This is a genomic window from Nostoc sp. (genome assembly GCF_036916575.1).
Lineage (GTDB): Bacteria > Cyanobacteriota > Cyanobacteriia > Cyanobacteriales > Nostocaceae > Nostoc.
On record NZ_JBALGC010000082.1, the window covers coordinates 69,541 to 86,537 of the forward strand.

General features: G+C 41.8%; 15 protein-coding genes. 8 read left to right on the top strand and 7 right to left on the bottom strand.

What is annotated here, in order from left to right; all coding sequences use genetic code 11:
* Window positions 1–79 precede the first annotated feature (79 nt).
* Both hisIE and V7L29_RS17050 read right to left on the bottom strand, forming a co-directional pair.
* The gene (gene hisIE, locus V7L29_RS17045) at window positions 80–730 is read right to left on the bottom strand and encodes a bifunctional phosphoribosyl-AMP cyclohydrolase/phosphoribosyl-ATP diphosphatase HisIE (protein WP_334688410.1); all 651 of its coding nucleotides are present in this window, start codon (window positions 728–730) and stop codon (window positions 80–82) included.
* A gap of 94 nt (window positions 731–824) precedes the next feature.
* Window positions 825–1,031 (bottom strand): ChaB family protein, encoded by a 207-nt coding sequence (locus V7L29_RS17050; protein WP_334688411.1) that lies wholly within the window; start codon window positions 1,029–1,031, stop codon window positions 825–827.
* Window positions 1,032–1,137: 106 nt separating this feature from the next.
* On the opposite strand from V7L29_RS17050, the gene hemL reads away from it, so the two are divergent.
* From hemL to V7L29_RS17065, 3 genes are all read left to right on the top strand, one after another.
* Complete coding sequence (gene hemL, locus V7L29_RS17055) at window positions 1,138–2,436, top strand: glutamate-1-semialdehyde 2,1-aminomutase (protein ID WP_334736234.1); 1,299 nt, start codon at window positions 1,138–1,140, stop codon at window positions 2,434–2,436.
* An 886-nt stretch (window positions 2,437–3,322) separates the two neighbouring features.
* Complete coding sequence (locus tag V7L29_RS17060; protein ID WP_334694127.1) at window positions 3,323–4,228, top strand: polysaccharide deacetylase family protein; 906 nt, start codon at window positions 3,323–3,325, stop codon at window positions 4,226–4,228.
* A gap of 134 nt (window positions 4,229–4,362) precedes the next feature.
* Window positions 4,363–4,662: a hypothetical protein gene (locus V7L29_RS17065; protein WP_334694126.1), complete on the top strand. Its 300-nt coding sequence runs from the start codon at window positions 4,363–4,365 to the stop codon at window positions 4,660–4,662.
* Window positions 4,663–5,182: 520 nt separating this feature from the next.
* Here V7L29_RS17065 and V7L29_RS17070 read toward each other — a convergent pair.
* Entirely contained in the window at window positions 5,183–6,046 is an 864-nt protein-coding gene (locus tag V7L29_RS17070; protein WP_334694125.1) for a fasciclin domain-containing protein, read from the bottom strand.
* Window positions 6,047–6,925: 879 nt separating this feature from the next.
* Between V7L29_RS17070 and V7L29_RS17075 the strand changes: the two genes are divergently transcribed.
* The 4 genes from V7L29_RS17075 (at window position 6,926) to V7L29_RS17090 (ending at window position 12,606) form a co-directional block, all read left to right on the top strand.
* Entirely contained in the window at window positions 6,926–7,720 is a 795-nt protein-coding gene (locus tag V7L29_RS17075; RefSeq protein ID WP_334694124.1) for a glutathione S-transferase family protein, read from the top strand.
* Between the two features lie 156 nt (window positions 7,721–7,876).
* Window positions 7,877–9,607 carry an ATP-binding protein gene (locus V7L29_RS17080; protein WP_334736235.1) on the top strand — a complete coding sequence of 577 codons (1,731 nt, stop codon included), beginning with the start codon at window positions 7,877–7,879 and terminating at the stop codon, window positions 9,605–9,607.
* 794 nt (window positions 9,608–10,401) lie between these two features.
* On the top strand, window positions 10,402–11,385 hold the full coding sequence (locus tag V7L29_RS17085) for an RNA polymerase sigma factor, RpoD/SigA family (RefSeq protein ID WP_334694122.1): 984 nt from the start codon (window positions 10,402–10,404) through the stop codon (window positions 11,383–11,385).
* Between the two features lie 519 nt (window positions 11,386–11,904).
* Window positions 11,905–12,606: a hypothetical protein gene (locus tag V7L29_RS17090; RefSeq protein WP_334736236.1), complete on the top strand. Its 702-nt coding sequence runs from the start codon at window positions 11,905–11,907 to the stop codon at window positions 12,604–12,606.
* Between the two features lie 486 nt (window positions 12,607–13,092).
* On the opposite strand, the gene cobO is transcribed toward V7L29_RS17090, so the two are convergent.
* The 3 genes from cobO to V7L29_RS17105 form a co-directional block, all read right to left on the bottom strand.
* Window positions 13,093–13,770: a cob(I)yrinic acid a,c-diamide adenosyltransferase gene (gene cobO, locus V7L29_RS17095; protein ID WP_334694120.1), complete on the bottom strand. Its 678-nt coding sequence runs from the start codon at window positions 13,768–13,770 to the stop codon at window positions 13,093–13,095.
* Window positions 13,771–14,188: 418 nt separating this feature from the next.
* Complete coding sequence (locus V7L29_RS17100) at window positions 14,189–14,644, bottom strand: GFA family protein (RefSeq protein WP_334736237.1); 456 nt, start codon at window positions 14,642–14,644, stop codon at window positions 14,189–14,191.
* A gap of 115 nt (window positions 14,645–14,759) precedes the next feature.
* Window positions 14,760–16,028, bottom strand: coding sequence for a plasmid pRiA4b ORF-3 family protein (locus V7L29_RS17105; protein WP_334736238.1), 1,269 nt, complete (start codon window positions 16,026–16,028; stop codon window positions 14,760–14,762).
* A gap of 195 nt (window positions 16,029–16,223) precedes the next feature.
* Between V7L29_RS17105 and V7L29_RS17110 the strand changes: the two genes are divergently transcribed.
* On the top strand, window positions 16,224–16,454 hold the full coding sequence (locus V7L29_RS17110) for a hypothetical protein (protein WP_334694117.1): 231 nt from the start codon (window positions 16,224–16,226) through the stop codon (window positions 16,452–16,454).
* A 288-nt stretch (window positions 16,455–16,742) separates the two neighbouring features.
* On the opposite strand, the gene V7L29_RS17115 is transcribed toward V7L29_RS17110, so the two are convergent.
* Window positions 16,743–16,967 carry a hypothetical protein gene (locus V7L29_RS17115; protein ID WP_334736239.1) on the bottom strand — a complete coding sequence of 75 codons (225 nt, stop codon included), beginning with the start codon at window positions 16,965–16,967 and terminating at the stop codon, window positions 16,743–16,745.
* Between the last annotated feature and the right edge of the window lie 30 nt (window positions 16,968–16,997).

Sequence of the window (16,997 nt, forward strand, 5' to 3'; positions counted from 1 at the left end):
GCAACTGGCAAAGCTAGGGAATCAAGTATTTTATCTACTTCCGCTACTCGCTTATTTTACTGCCATTTGCCTACATTCTTTATTGACGACGTTCTTGGAGTTTACGATACACCGATTTTAAATCAACTTGATGGTAAGCTAAGGCAACCAAAGTATGATATAGCAAATCGGCCACTTCACCTGCGATCGCATCTACTTGATCATCTTTAAAGGCCATTACCACCTCAGCGGTTTCCTCACCGATCTTTTTCAAAATTTTGTTATCACCACCTGCTAATAACTTACAGGTATAAGAACTTTCAATAGGATTGTCGCGGCGATCGCATATTACTTGAAACAATTGCGACAATGTATCCCCTGGTGGTGGGGCAATTTTCCCTTCTATTTGGTGAAAGCAGCTGCGTTCTCCAGTATGGCAGGCAACATCCCCTAATTGCTCTACCCCTATGAGCAACGCATCACTATCACAGTCATAACGGATACTTCGTACTTTTTGAATATGTCCAGAAGTCGCCCCCTTGTGCCACAATTCTTGCCGGGAACGGCTCCAAAACCAAGTTTCTTCAGTTTCTAAAGTCTTTTGTAACGACTCTTGATTCATCCACGCCATCATCAGGACAGTACCATCCAAATAATCTTGGACAATTGCAGGTACTAGACCCCGTTCATCGTAGCGAATTTTCTCAACAGGGATGGCGTAATGTAGTAAATGCGAATCGTTAAAAGACATACCAGCTAGTTTGCTCTAATGAGAATAATTCATGGATTCACGATACCATTCTAAATAGACCTGCTGGCATGTTTTTTGAATTGCACTATCTTATCTAACTCTCAACAAGACTCTCAACAAGAGCATTCCGTTCCATAGCAGACTGCATCTTTACAGCACTCAACGCGACTTTGTGAGCTTTTGAGGCTTCACCATACCAATGGATCGCCGAGTTAAAAGCTGCTCGGTAAAGATCCTGGTATGCTTCAGATAATCGAGTTTGGATATCTAAAGGCAAATCTTTATTCGACTTGTATAACATATTATTATTTTTCTGTTTCAGCTAATTCTATACGATAGAAATTCTAAGCAGTTTTTGACCCTATCCTAAGATAGAGCTTTTTATTGCCCACTGTTAGGAGAAAACCTTGGTAAATACCACAATTAAAACAACAAAATCACAAGAAGTCTTCGCCGCTGCTCAAAACCTCATGCCAGGAGGAGTCAGTTCTCCAGTTCGTGCCTTTAAATCTGTGGGCGGACAACCCATCGTTTTTGATCGTGTGAAAGGCGCATACATTTGGGATGTAGATGGCAACCAATACATCGACTATGTAGGCACCTGGGGCCCAGCTATTTGCGGTCATGCTCATCCAGAAGTAATTGCAGCGTTGCATGAAGCTTTAGAAAAAGGCACCAGTTTCGGTGCCCCTTCAGTACTAGAAAATGTTTTGGCAGAAATGGTCATCGATGCCGTTCCTAGCATCGAAATGGTCAGATTTGTCAACTCTGGAACTGAAGCCTGTATGGGAGTTTTGCGGCTAATGCGGGCTTTCACCAACCGAGACAAAATCATCAAGTTTGAAGGCTGCTACCACGGACACGCCGATACGTTTCTAGTGAAAGCAGGTTCTGGTGTTGCCACACTTGGCTTGCCAGACTCGCCGGGGGTTCCTAAAGCGGCAACTAGCACCACTCTAACCGCGCCTTTCAATGACCTAGAATCCGTCAAAGCCTTGTTTGAAGAAAACCGCGACGAGATTGCTGGCGTCATTCTTGAGCCAGTTGTTGGCAATGCCGGATTTATTGCACCTGATGCTGGCTTCCTAGAAGGATTACGAGAGCTGACTCACGAGCATGGAGCGTTATTGGTATTTGACGAGGTGATGACAGGCTTCCGGATTGCTTACGGTGGCGCTCAGGAAAAATTTGGCATCACTCCCGATTTAACAACCTTGGGTAAGGTGATTGGTGGTGGTTTGCCAGTAGGAGCCTATGGTGGTCGCCGAGATATTATGTCAATGGTTGCGCCCGCCGGTCCCGTATATCAAGCTGGGACTCTTTCAGGTAATCCCTTGGCGATGACTGCTGGGATTAAGACTTTAGAATTGCTGCAAAAGCCAGGTACTTACGAGTATCTTGACCGGATTACTAAAAAGCTAGCAGATGGTTTGCTCCAAATTGCCAAAGAAACTGGTCATGCGGCTTGTGGTGGTCAAATCAGTGCGATGTTTGGCTTATTCTTTACCTCTGGGCCAGTTCATAACTACGAAGATGCGAAAAAGTCTGATACAGCTAAATTCGGACGCTTCCATCGGGGTATGTTAGAGCGTGGTGTTTACTTAGCACCTTCTCAGTTTGAAGCTGGGTTTACGTCTTTTGCTCACACCGAAGAGGATATTAATCAGACTTTAGCAGTAGCACGGGATGTAATCTTGAGCCTGTAACCTGTTAAGGGATTTCCAAATAAAAAAGCATTCAGTGACCTTTTGTGGGGTGGGCATCTTGCCCATGCGTGTCAACTTAAGCCCAAACCCCTTTAAAACCTCGTTTCCAGCCTCTGGCTGGAAATGCTTCTCATTGCGGCTCTGCCGCAAGTCTTAAGGCGGAGCCTCCCCTTAGGCATTCCCAGTCTGATACTCTTAACGAGACAATCTCTAAAAGCTTGTTCTAGAAAGGCTTTTTACTTACAGCAGTTTTCATGTATTTGAATCACATCTGTCGTAGGGGCACAGCATTGCTGTGCCCGTAGAGCGTAGTCTATTTACCTAAAAATAGCTGTAAGTTGACACCAATGCATCTTGCCCGCCCCATAAAATGGATGATTTATTGGAAATCCCTTTTTTAAACCAGTAAGACAAAAGTCAGCGTGCGAGATTCTCTGACTATGGTGTTTACTCATCTTGCGCGGTCAGGGATCAAAGAAATTTTTTAACGGGTCTGCGTTATGCCGTCATCACTCAAGGAAGGTCACATCTTCGTCATAATTTCGCAATAGCTTCGTCAATAGGATATGCAATATTTAACCTACATTAAGTATATTCATATTAATAACGCAGGATTAATTGCCTTTTACTGTTCTCGAAATTCCCCTCATACCCCATAGTCTACAAAAATTAACGCGCAAGAAGGCTCTCGCTTTCATGGTCAGGGTTTTGCTTATAGATATTAGATTATCCGTAGGGTAAGACATTTTTTCAGAGTCAAAGTTGGATGTCAGTTTAAAAAATATACCAATCATGCTGTAGCCTGCATAGCAAGGCTTACCAGAGTAGAAAAACCTGCCCGAAGTATTATAAAAAAAGATGGTTCGACCTTTGAAGGAGCTATGAAGTGCAGGACAATAAGTCATTTTTTGGTCTGCAAAAAATATTAATTACGTTGCTTGTCTTGAGTGCCAGTTTGAGTGTTATCACGATGATGTTTATCAAGTCAAGCTCCTCTGAGGCTCAAAGTACAGAGAATATAAATAACAATTTACCAGCCAAGGTTGGAATTGAGCAGCATATTGAAGAACTAAAAGCGGTGATGCTTAAAAGTTGGCAGCAACAAGCACAAACAAAGGGTCTCTCCTATGCTGTACCTCTACGCTTTCAAGGGGCAATAGTTGAGTCGGCAAAACTTATTCCCGAACAGAAAGTAATTGCTCTTACCTTTGATGATGGGCCATGGCCTGAGAGTACCGCGCAAGTACTAGATATTCTTAAACAAAATCACATCAAAGGGACATTTTTCCTGATTGGGCAGAACGTAAAGAATTATCCAGGCTTAGTAAAGCGGGAGATTGCTGAAGGTCACGTAATTGGCAACCATACTTGGCATCATTGGTATCAATTCTTGAATCCACAAGCAGCTGCCTATGAAATTGTCCACACAGCAGACCTGATTTATCAAGTGACAGGGATTAAAACAAATTTGTTTCGGCCACCAGGGGGAATCATGCACAATGGGGTGGCTGATTACGCTCGAAGTAGCAAATATGCGATCATTCTCTGGTCATCTGACTCTGTAGACTACTCGCGTCCGGCTGTACCAAAATTAATTAATAATGTGTTTAGGAAGGCTAAACCAGGTGGGATTGTGCTGATGCATGATGGTGGTGGTAATCGTTCTAAAACTGTGCAAGCTTTACCAGAAATTATTGCCAACTTTCGCAAACAGGGTTATAGCTTTGTTACTATCCCTGAACTTTTAGAAATGCAAGATAAAGACCAAAAGCTGATTGCAAACAAAAAGTAATTGTTATTTCAATAGAAATCAGCAGCTCTATCAATCGCTACTCGGCAACTAAAAACAAGTTGAATTTTTCTGACGATTTGTAGTTTTTTTTAGCTAAACTCAACTAATAATAAGGTCTACCACTCAGGAAAATCATGAATAAAATTGTAATGGCTTTGCTTTGCTGCTCTAGCTTTTTTGCTTTGACGCTCCTAAGTGTCAATCCAGCTTTTGCTAAGAAGCTTTCTCCTCAAGAATTAGCCAATCCTACCTTAACACCCACTGACACACAGACAGTTGCTGCACCTGTTTCACAAGAATATCCCCAATACCCATCAATACGTGCTAATGAAAAAGTTAAACAGCTTGCTATGCAGATGTTTGGCTGTGCCTGCGCCATCTGTCAAGCTAGGGCAAGTCAGATGATACTACAAGGTAGTCTGCCTATACCTTAGTGATTTAGATTAGGGACTTAGCCAATTGTAGTCACTTGCTCCTTTGAGGTTTTAACTCGCTAAGAACCTAGCTGAACGATGAACTATTTTTGGTCTCATTAAAATTCCTTTTTACAGCAGTTTTCATGTATTTGAACCACATCTTTCGTAGGGGCACAGCAATGCTCATTGGTGTCAACTTAACATGAAAGCCAGTCTAGAACCAGCTTTTAGAGATTGCCTCGTTCCCAGTCAGAAACTGGAATGCCTAATGAGAGGCTCCGCCTCTTACTTGCAGCAGAGCCGCAATGACGAGCATTTCTAGCCTCTGGCTAGAAACGAGGTTTTAAAGGGGTTTTGGTTTAAGTTGACACTTATGAGCAATGCTGTGCCCCTACTGCTTGGTCTATTTACCTGAAAATAGCTGTAACTCACCGTTCTTACAAAAAAACCGTCCAAAATTAACATCTGAACGGAATTTTTACATATTAATACTTTATACCAACCTAGTTCTATTCCTGGTTGTACTTGTACTTAAAAACTACAAGTCAGGAGGCAAAATCACCTGATCAATCGCATGGATTACACCGTTAGTGCCTGTGATATCTGCCTGTGTCACTTTAGCATCATTGACAGTCACACCGGTAGCAGGATCAACTTTAACGTTAATTGTGCCGCCTTCAAGGCTTTTAACTTCGCCAGACTTCAAATCAGTTGACAAGACCTTACCAGGTACTACATGGTAAGTTAAGATTTTGATCAAAACTTCTTTGTTATCTGGTTTTAACAATTCTTGCAAAGCATCTGCTGGCAACTTAGCAAAAGCTGCATCAGTAGGTGCAAAAATAGTTAAGTTATCTTTGCCTTGCAAAGTTCCAGTCAATCCTGCTGCTTTCAAAGCCTTGGTTAAGGTTGTAAAAGAAGCGTTTGACTCTGCCAACGCTAACAAGTTTTTGCCTTGATTGTCGCTTGCCCCTGGCCCTGGTGGAGTTGGAGTCGGTGTCTCCGTAGATGGTACTTGTGTTGGTGGTGTGCTGGGTTGAGTTTCCGGGATAGGGCGTGGGGTGCGGGTTGCAGGTGGTGCAGATTCACTAGGTGTAACATTATGGTTATAGGGAGGCTCGTTGAAAATACTTGGTCTGGGATTTACGGTTCCACCACTATTTTGCGCCACTTGTTTGCGTTTGGTATTGCCCTTTTCTATTTCGGAAGCAGCCTCAGCAGGTGTGTATTGAGCATTTACTTGAAGACGTTGTCCCTGGTTGTATGGGGCTTCATTGAAAATACTGGGATTAGGATTTAGTGCTGATTTTGCATCAGATGGTAAAGTAATCAGAAGGCTGAAACTAGTAAATCCTGCTATGCCTGCCAACGTGGTCAGCAATTTGCTGTAATTTGTCTTCATAAATTTTGTTTGTCTTTTTTGTCCATACATTACATAAAGATTTATAACATTTTGTTAGGTACAAAATCTAACTCAAGAGGGAAGTAAGATTTTTACCTAGAATAGTTTGTGCTGGTAAAGTAAAATAGCCAACCTCGGTTTGCGCTGATAAGGATGAAATATATTTAGCATATATTTCATCTAAATTGAGCAGATTTTCTCCGTCACACCAAAAGGAGTTAAAAAGCCTTACTTGGTGTAGCGTCAACTCTAAGAAAGTCTGAAAATCTCACATATACAAGTTATGAGTTACAATAAGCTCTGAGAAAGATTCTACTTAAAAACCAATTTATTATATACAATTTTGGATGTAAATTAACAGTTGATTCAAAAATTATGAATTCCATACGGTAGAAGGCTATATCTCTGAATTAACTATTGATTACTCAGCAAAATCACAGAAATATTGAAGACTCACGACTGAGCGGTTAGGTTTATTTATATATGCGAAATTAAATTATTTAGTTATTTGATATTTTAATCAATTAGAAAACAATATTTTTTCAATAGAGGATTTTGCCAAAAATAAGGCATAATTTTAACCATAATATCATTTAATATAGATAACTAAACAATTAATCGCAATAAAAATTACTTTACGCGGTGTGCAACTTTCTCTCAAACCTAACCCCCAACCCCTTATGCCAGTTGCTACAACTCTTGGAACCCCCGCAACGTACTGGCTCCTTTACTAGCGTTAGGGAGCAAGAATCAAAGCCTCTCTCCCTCTAGGCAGAGGAATGGAAGCGGGCTTCTAAGAAGAAGTTGCACGTCGCGTTACTTTAACTAAAGATACAATTGTAAAGTTAAGAAGTTGACCAGTTACAAGGTATACACAAGATGCTGGAATTATACCAATGGGAACTCTCTCAATACTCAGAGAAAGTGCGCCTAATTCTAGATTTTAAAGGACTAGATTACCGCAAAATAGAGGTTACGCCTGGGATTGGACAAGTAGAACTGTTCCGGCTGACTGGTCAAAAACAAGTTCCGGTATTAAAGGATCGTAATAGATATATTGCGGATTCTACGGAAATAGCTAAGTATTTAGACTTAGAGTATCCCGATCGCCCAATAATACCGCAAGATCCCAAAAAACGGGGTTTAACTTTATTAATAGAAGAATGGGCGGATGAGTCTATAGGCATCAAAGGTCGGAAAGCACTATTTGCTGCAATAAGTCAAGATCAAAATTTCCGCAAGTCTTTATTACCCACCTCAACACCAGATATATTTAAAAGTCTGGTTGGAGGAGTACCTAGTGACTTCCTGACAGTGTTGGGTGTTGGGGTAGGTTATAGTCCAGATGTGATACAGTCAGCGATCGCATCTTTAAAACAAGACTTAGAAGCCTTGACATTGTTACTGGCAGATAGTCCTTATTTAACAGGAGATGAGCCGACTTTAGCTGACTTGGCAGTGGCTGGCTTATCGATATTGCTCAAGTTCCCTCCTGGCCCCTATCTGGATTTACCAGCTTCTATTAGAGGTAAGGGATTGCCAATCCTTGCAGAGAATATAGATTATGAACCATTCTTCACCTGGCGCGATCGCCTTTACGCCCAATTCCGTAAACCATTCATCAGTACCACTTTCCCAACAGGGGGTGCGCCAACTTCTATTCAGATTGACTAGGTAATGGGGAATTAGGCATGGGTCATGGGGCATTGGGAGAGAATAACTCAACACAAATGACTAATGACCAATGACCAATGACAAATTCGCAACTTTTGCCCTATCCAACTAAAATTCAACATAAGAGATAGCACCAACAATCATGTAATTAATTAGATGAATTCGGGACAGCCATTAGGTTCGGTTATTCAAGGTTCTCTGACTGAAGGTTTAGAAGTACGATTGCATCCTGACATTTCTGTGGAAGATATGCGGGTGGGTAAGTTTCTTGTTGTCCAAGGGATGCGATCGCGTTTTTTTTGTATGCTGACAGATGTGGCACTCGGAGCTGCTAATGCGCGAATTATTGCTAATCCCCCCAGTTGGGAAGACACTTTTTTACGAGATGTTTTAGCCGGAAGTGGTACATACGGTACAATCAATCTCGCGCCGATGTTGATGTTCACTCCCGAATCTGAAGAATCTTTCTCCCCAGCAAATGGCAAATCGGCAAATCCCTTTATCCCATCGGTGACGGGTTTAGCTTCATTTGTGCCACAAACCAGTACGACGATGGAATTGTTGCCTGTTAAAACTATTCCTAGCCACTTTAGTCAAGTTTACGAAGCAAGTGTTGAGGATTTTCGCCGGGTATTTGGTTGGGAAGATGACCCCCAAAGGCGCAATTTTTCCATTGGGAAACCTTTGGATATGGATGTGCCTGTTTGTATCGATTTAAACCGCTTTGTGGAACGGAGTAATGGGGTTTTTGGGAAATCTGGTACTGGTAAATCCTTTTTAACGCGGCTACTTTTAGCTGGCGTTATCCGTAAAAATGCGGCGGTGAACTTGATTTTTGATATGCACTCCGAGTATGGCTGGGAAGCCGTTGCAGAAGGTAAGAACGTAAATACTGTTAAAGGCTTAAAACAATTATTTCCCAGTAAAGTCGAAGTCTACACCCTCGACCCGGAATCGACAAAGCGCCGAGGTGTGCGTGATGCTCAAGAACTTTATTTGAGTTATGAGCAAATTGAAGTTGAAGACATTAAATTATGTAGTCGAGATTTAGGACTCTCTGACGCAGCCCTGGATAACGCCAATATCTTGTATAGCGAGTATGGCAAGTCCTGGATTATCCAGTTGCTGAACATGACCAATGAAGAAATCGAGATGTTCTGCGACGAGAAGCGCGGACACAAAGGCTCGATTATGGCATTGCAGCGCAAACTCTTGCGGATGGATAGTTTGAAGTATATGCGAGCGGTTTGCCCCCAGAATTACATTAGTAAAATTGTCCAGTGCCTGGAATCTGGGAAGAATGTTGTGATAGAATTTGGTTCCCAGTCTAATATGCTCTCTTATATGTTGGTGACGAATATGATCACCCGGCGTATTCACGAGCATTACGTCAAGAAAGCAGACAAATTCCTGCAAAGCAAAAATCCTAGCGATCGCCCGACACCATTGATGATTACCATTGAAGAGGCGCACCGTTTCCTTGACCCAGCAGTCGTACAAAGTACTATCTTTGGGACTATTGCCCGTGAACTGCGGAAATATTTTGTCACACTTTTGGTAGTTGATCAACGTCCATCAGGCATAGATAATGAAGTTATGTCCCAGATTGGGACTCGCATTACGGCTTTGCTGAATGATGAAAAAGATATTGACGCGATTTTTACAGGTGTATCTGGTGGTGGCGGATTGCGATCGGTGTTAGCAAAGTTAGACTCTAAACAACAAGCCTTAATTTTGGGTCACGCCGTTCCTATGCCAGTAGTAGTGCGTACTCGTCCTTACGACGCAACTTTTTACGAAGAAATTGGTGAGCCAGCCTGGGAAGAAAAACCTGACGCAGAAGTATTCGCCGCTGCTGAACTAGCCAAAGCTGACTTGGGATTCTAGATAGTCATTTGTCAGTTGTCCTCTGTTACAAAGTTCTGATGCCTTCTCTACGAGACGCTATGCGTAGCTTGCTTCGACCTAGGAGTACGGCGGGCTGCGCCAACGGATAGTGCAGCTTCTTCTCTACGAGAGGCTATGCTAAGGAGTCCGCGAACGTCCGCAAACCTCCGCTCAACGCCAGTGACGCTCCTGCGTCGCTACTGCTACGCTAACGCCCAAGTCGGGAAACCCGCCCAAGCGACTGGCTCGACTTTGCGCTTTGTCCTTTGCAAATGACCAATGACTAATAACTAATGACTAATTCGTGACATCCCTCCATGCTCACAGCAAATTAAGTTCGGTTATCCGGCTAGGTTTTGGCAACAGAAGAGGGGTTTTTGGCGTCACTATAGATATAGTAAGTAATTTCAAGGAACTTTAAATTTATTTTCGCAAAAGACTGCTTTTGAATTATAATTATCCGCTTTATCTTAAGATACTTTACTATTTGCCTGATTTATCGTATTATAAAGCTAAGTAGAACTCATACCGACTTCGGATTTTACCAGTTACTGTCAGTAACTGCCGACGAAAAGAAGAATTCTCAAAAACAACCAACGTGCTTATAAGAGATTGAAAATTTAGGGAAGGTAGGGGAACCTATCATTGGGGGCTTACCGTCTTAACAACGGCTGTATCAATTGATTAATTGCTTTTGGTAGCTCCCGATATTTCGTGATAGATGTACTACCTTTCCCAATTCATTTTAGTAAGAAAACATACATTGTGTTTACGGAGTAGAGGAAAACGCACCAATGCCTACTGTCAACACCCAAACGGAAAACCTCAATACCAAATTTACGGCTGATATGGTGCGAACCTATCTGCGGGAAATTGGTCGTGTACCACTGCTAACCCGTGAACAAGAAATTGTCTATGGGAAGCAGGTGCAACAAATGATGACGCTGATTGATGCCAAGGAAGATTTGGCGAAGAAGCTGCATCGCGAACCGAATATGTCAGAGTGGGCTGACCAGGTTCAACAATCGGAAACCGAGGTACAACAAACGGTGGCCCAAGGTAAGCGGGCAAAGCAAAAAATGATCGAAGCGAATTTGCGCTTAGTGGTTGCTATTGCCAAGAAGTACCAAAAGCGGAATATGGAGTTTTTGGATTTAATCCAGGAAGGAACACTAGGATTAGAACGGGGTGTGGAGAAATTTGACCCAACCAGGGGTTATAAGTTTTCAACCTATGCTTACTGGTGGATTCGCCAAGCGATTACCCGCGCGATCGCCCAGCAAGGGCGCACCATCCGCTTACCGATCCACATTACCGAAAAATTGAATAAAATCAAAAAAGTGCAGCGCGAGTTGGCTCAAACCTTGGGGCGATCGCCGACTCCAGCCGAAATTGCCAAAGAACTGGAAATAGAACCTGCTCAGATCCGCGAGTACCTGAATATGGCTCGTCAACCAGTGTCTTTGGATGTACGAGTTGGTGATAACCAAGATACTGAGTTACAAGAAATGCTCGAAGATGATGGCCCATCACCAGAGTATTACACCAACCAGGAATTCTTACGCCAAGACTTGAACAACCTGCTAGCAGAACTAACCCCGCAACAGCGAGAAGTTTTAGCTCTACGTTTTGGTTTAGAGGATGGTAACGAAATGTCATTGGCGAAAGTGGGTGAGAGATTGAATCTCAGCCGTGAACGCGTTCGCCAGTTAGAGCATCAAGCTTTGGCTCATCTGCGTCGCCGTCGGGCCAATGTCCAAGAATACGTTGCTAGCTAAAACGAGAGACGCGAAATTTCGCGTCTCTACACTACCTTGGTGATCCGCCTTCTGAATTCAGGGGGCGATTTTTTTGTGTTGACAACCAGGAAAAATATTTGGATTTGACGCTTTCGTAAGGGCGTACAGCTAGCTGTGCTATTCTATCACCATTTGCTTCTCACAAATCAAATCGGATTACTATAGTTCTACGGAGATGCATCTAAAAAAAATACCAGTATTTTTCTCTCTGGAAAAATCTAAAAGGCAAGATGTTAAAAAATTGAATGTTAATTGACAGGGTTTAATTTGTGATTAACCTCACTCAATCGGATGAATCTATTGGATGAAGAATAAATACTCTAACTGATGGTAATCTAAGATTGTTGAATTAAATTAAATAAAGACTTTAGTTTTGACAGTTTTCTTTTTTGGACAATAATAATATAAGTCGTTAATAAAGTCTTTGACAATTAAGACTTGGTTATAATCTAAGTAAGTTCTAGAAAAATTGGTTAGTTTTTTAACAGGAGAAGTAGGGTGCTTAACAACCTTCATCAGTTATTATCTCCCCGTCAGTGGGGAATTTCCCTAGCGGGCTTAGGCTTACTTCTCGGTTTGGGCTTTATGGCCAAACAGACTCAAGTCGTATCAGTTACAAACTCTTCATTCTCATCGGCTCAAATTCATCAAACCTCCGAAACCTCTCTTTTGTCGCAGCTAAGAAGAGTTCGGGAGCAGAGAAGTCAACTTGCTCGGGTTTTTGGAGATAAAGGGCTTTTTGTCCATAAGGGCGGAAAAATAGAACCTGGAGCCACAGCGCTGGTTCCAGGTTCTCAGGGAGCTACAAAAGGCGCAGAAGTTTTACCAAAAGCGAATTTTCCGGAAAAAGATGGGGTTTATCTCTATGGTCAATCCCCAAAACCAAACCAGCTTGGTCAAGGTTACATCATATTTCAAAAGCAGCAGGCCAAGGTAACTGGTGCATTGTATATGCCCCAATCAGAGTTTAATTGTTTTCAGGGTACACTCAACCCATCAGGTGAGTTGGCGATGACGGTTAATGGTTCATCATATGAAGCCAGCTCTAATCAGTCAAATCAGGTAGCTACAAACAGTAGACTCCCTAAGGTCGGTGAAGATGAGTCAAGCAGTTATGCTTATTTGGTGGCTCTGCAAGACTTTCATCGCTTAAATTCCATCACTGCTAGCGATCGCCACACGTTGCAAATGTGCAAATAATCTCCAATAGTTATCTACACAAAGCTAGTCAAATATAAATAAATTCAAAGTCTTGATGATGACTGATGAATTTTTGAGTCTTTTCATCTCCGGTTAAATACTTATAATAAGAATCACTGCGCGATCGCCTGAAATGGATAGTGATCTATCTTCAGACGAGGTGATCGCCGAATTTTGCTTTATTTACATTTCTTTAGAGACTCTAAGAGCGATCGCTCCTAATACCAATTCGTAATTCATAATACTTGCCATTCGCGTAGCGTCTCGTAGAGAAGGCGAGAAGCAAGCTACATAAATCATAATTAAGAAATTTAGGTTTAATCTGGGTTACCAAACTTGTTCTGTAGCCTTCTTTTAGAGAACAGGTTCCATGTTCCAAGCTTGGAGTTTGATGTTCCGAACTCCAAGCTTGCTGTTCTGAGCTTAGAATTTAGTGTTCCGAACTCGAAGTGCAGAATTTAGAATTGCTGAATTCTGCATTCTTCTTCAATACTCAATTCCTGGTTGCGCCTTAACGCCTTGATCGCGGAAAGGGTGCTTAACTAGGGTCATTTCAGTTACGAGGTCAGCACGCTCAATTAAAGCAGCCGGTGCGCCTCTACCTGTGAGAATAACGTGTTTGTTAGCTGGTTTTTGCGCCAAACCCGCTAAAACATCCTCTACTTCTAAATAAGACATTTTGAGGGCGATATTGATTTCATCTAATAACACCAGATGAAAGTCTGGGTTGCGGATGTATTCTAATGATTTTTCCCACGCGGCGCTAGCTTTGTCGAGATCGCGATCGCGGTCTTGAGTTTCCCAGGTAAAGCCTTCACCCATTGCATGAAATTCTATCTGGTCTTCCCAATAGCTGAAAACCCTTTTTTCTGAAGGTTCCCAGCCACCTTTGATGAATTGGATGATCGCTACTTTATACCCGTGACCGAGCGAGCGTAACACCATCCCCAAAGCCGCAGTGGTTTTACCTTTACCGTTACCAGTATTTACAATAATTAGCCCTTTTTCTGTTACAGCTTCTGCTATTCGCTTGTCTTGGACTTCTTTGCGTCGCTGCATCTTTTTGCGGTACTGTTCATCAGTCAGAGATGAAGACATTACCTGATCAATCAAACGCTCAATCTCTTGGTCTGGGTTCAATTCTTGTGGTGTGTCGTTTGTCATCAACCTTGTCTAGAAATAACTGTTAAAAGTGTTGAGAATAAACCAAAATTGTCTTGCTTATTTAATTTCACTTAAATCACTTGATTGGAAATGTCCACTAAGTTTTCATGTGAAATATTAATAGTGTGTTAGCTTGATTAACATGATTTGCAGACAAGTATGGAAATCCATATGATATACAAACTAAACTTATAATTTGAGTTTACTATTACTGTTTTAAATAATTTAATATGTTTATTAAAGCACTTTACCAGTAAAATTTTGTCATTCTCTGGTTTAGTACAGTCATGAGTTAGACTACCAACTCAGGGCAATGCCTGTGGTGGGTGAGTAGGCGATCGCACCCTTGAAAGTATCTCACCTATACTATTTGGTTTAACTCTCAACAGTGTGATGTATGATATCAGTAATTATGCCTTTATGGATGCTGTTGTGTCCATTTTTCCCATAAAGGCTGCACATCCTCTGGTTGCCCATCATAGTTGAGCAATTGGTCTGAAATTATCACCCATGACTGGGCACTGCGTGTCCAAATGTTACCCACTGGGCGTAACCAACTTGTATCATCTAACGTTCCGGCTTTGACATTGATAGTATTTGGGTTGTGAGTCCGTTCATGGAACAATCGTGTTCCGCAGTCGCCACAGAACAGGTTATTTACTTCACGTCCGCTATCATTTTTCCGAGTCCAAGCTTTCGGTTTTCCCTGAAGAATCACAACAGCATCTCGTGGTACGGTGAGAGACATTCCAAAGGCACTAGAGGATTGTTTCTGACACTCCTTGCAGTGGCATAGATAAAGGGTTAACGGTTCGGCATGAATTTCATAACGAATCTGTCCACATTGACAACCTCCAGTATATGGAAGACTCACAAGTTTTATCTCCTGACAATTTGTATTGTTTCATCATCCTAACTAGAAATGGGGGAGATCAGGAAGCAGGGGGACATAGAGACATTTTCATTGTCCACGTCTGCGTAAATCTCCCTCATTCTTCCTCTTCATCCGATTCATCATCTTCACTCCAATACTGTTGAGGTGCATTTCCGTGAACTTCTAAAATTTTTGCTTTTTTGATTTTGTTATCAGGTGGATTAATTGCTTCTAACTGCACATCAAATTTCCAGTTGTCACCAAAATCATAAAGATAGGTAATTTTAGCACCCGGTTCTAGAGACAAGTCACCAATCTGCACTTGATCTGCAAATGGGGGTGTTTCCATGTAGGGATGACTGATTTTTATTATGCGACCAAAATGGTCTTTATAACTAAACTCATATAAATGGTCGTAGTCAAAATCAAAAGCATCGAGAATTGTCTCCGCTAGCCAGCCTAATGGTTTTTTCGCTGGTATGGCGATGCGTCTCCAAGCCTTAGAAATGGACACTTTAAAAATATAAATTCCATCATTGAATCCTTGCTTGGGAACAAATAAATTATGCTCCCATTCCGGAAATAATGGTTGAAAGTGTGACTGCAATTTTCCAAAATTCACATTGACATCATCCTGTAATTCTCCCCTTATCCCCAGCGGAAATAGGAATTGTAACAGAGCATTACCAAAGGGCAAGCGTTGTAAACTAGTAATACGCCACCCCTTGCCTTCTTGTGATTTTCCTTGTTTGATAGATAATAATCCAAATAACTCTAACAGGGCAATGTTATGCATACCAGGATAATAACTAATATCGTGTTGGTCTTCATATTTAGGAAATTTTAAACCTTTATCTGGGACGCGATCCCAAAGTTGAATGCATCTAAATAAATTCCCGAATGAGTCTTGATGCTCACCCAAAATTTCGTTATTTCCCCAAATAAACCAGGCTTCTAATAAGTTGAAATAGCGTTCTGTTGGGTTGAGATTTGACCATGATTCTAAGGTAGCTGCATCTAATACTAAAATTTGCTTCTTACCTTGGGATCTAATTTGGGCTATCCCAGAACTGCGTAATAACAGATACAGTCCATTAATGTAGGGGTATGATTTCTGTACGGGGCGTTTGAGTTTAATTTCAATTGGGCGACTTAACCGAGAATTAAGTTCTGATAGTACTTTCAACGGTAGAAGGTTATTAACACTACTAACTTCCACTCCATTTGGTTGCAAGAAATCTATCAGGGTTTGAAAGTCACGCCCAATCGTACCGGGTTGATTTTGATCAATACTGAGTTCTTGTAGAAGTTGTTGTTGTGACTCTGTTAGGGAAGGCAGTTCAGGATTGAGTGTGCGTTCTAGCCGCGCAAATAAATCTTCCATAAATAAAAATTCTAAATTCTAAATTCACAATTTAACCTTCCATAAAATCCTGCTCTCTTTATACTATGACTTCAACAGTTACCCTAAAAAACATCAACCCGCTAAGTGTCACCGCAGGACTATCAACACTGTAAGCTTAATGAAATGTGAATGATAATATTTTCACCTTCTACTTGACAATCTCAGGAATTTGATATGAATAGTAACACTCGTCTACAGATGATTTTAGCTGATACACGTATTGATACAGTATTAAAGATTTTGCCCATGCGCTGGCAACCTATTTTTAAACTAGATGGGAAACTTTGCTGGGTAATAACTATTATTAAGCTTAATCAAGTGGAATGCCTTTTACCGAATGTTGCAATAGCCAGCAATGTAAGCCCACCATTAAAAGCGCCAATGGCAGCATCAACATTGGGATGATTTCTAAATTTGCCCAACTTGCAACCCAGCCTGCTCCAGTGGGTATGATTGCTGCCTCCAACCTGGCGGCACGGCGATGCTAACAGCCGCAGGCTAGCGGCTTGTCGTCAGACATCGCCCAGGTCGAAGCCAACCACGAGTCCTTTTACGTCGCCCAAAAATTTATCCTTTGATGACCAAACCCCGGCATGAACTACAAAAGGAATTGCAAATTGCTTAAACCACAAGCGTTTCCGCTTTTATTAATGCCATTCGGAATAGACCCAATTATTGGTCATCGTAAAGCGTTCAATGCCGCCATGAGCCTTCAGGCATATTAATGTTCGGGTGTGCAGACGCCAGCGCTTGTTTCAGCCCGGCACTACCAAAGCGAACGCAATAGGCTGGTTTAGTACGCTCGAAGCGCCAACCCTCAAAGAGGACACCGACATCAACAACATCAAACAATACTGCTCGGTTAAGGAAAATGGAGGGTAAAACAAAGAAAAACTTGTTCTCATAATCAATACGCAAACAAATTTTTCTTGATTTAACTTCTTATTT

Coding starts and splice junctions, on each gene's coding strand:
- hisIE (WP_334688410.1), bottom strand. CDS start 730: ATGTCTTTTAACGATTCGCATTTACTACATTACGCCATCCCTGTTGAG.
- V7L29_RS17050 (WP_334688411.1), bottom strand. CDS start 1,031: ATGTTATACAAGTCGAATAAAGATTTGCCTTTAGATATCCAAACTCGA.
- V7L29_RS17065 (WP_334694126.1), top strand. CDS start 4,363: ATGAATAAAATTGTAATGGCTTTGCTTTGCTGCTCTAGCTTTTTTGCT.
- V7L29_RS17070 (WP_334694125.1), bottom strand. CDS start 6,046: ATGAAGACAAATTACAGCAAATTGCTGACCACGTTGGCAGGCATAGCA.
- V7L29_RS17075 (WP_334694124.1), top strand. CDS start 6,926: ATGCTGGAATTATACCAATGGGAACTCTCTCAATACTCAGAGAAAGTG.
- V7L29_RS17080 (WP_334736235.1), top strand. CDS start 7,877: ATGAATTCGGGACAGCCATTAGGTTCGGTTATTCAAGGTTCTCTGACT.
- V7L29_RS17085 (WP_334694122.1), top strand. CDS start 10,402: ATGCCTACTGTCAACACCCAAACGGAAAACCTCAATACCAAATTTACG.
- cobO (WP_334694120.1), bottom strand. CDS start 13,770: ATGACAAACGACACACCACAAGAATTGAACCCAGACCAAGAGATTGAG.
- V7L29_RS17105 (WP_334736238.1), bottom strand. CDS start 16,028: ATGGAAGATTTATTTGCGCGGCTAGAACGCACACTCAATCCTGAACTG.
- V7L29_RS17110 (WP_334694117.1), top strand. CDS start 16,224: ATGAATAGTAACACTCGTCTACAGATGATTTTAGCTGATACACGTATT.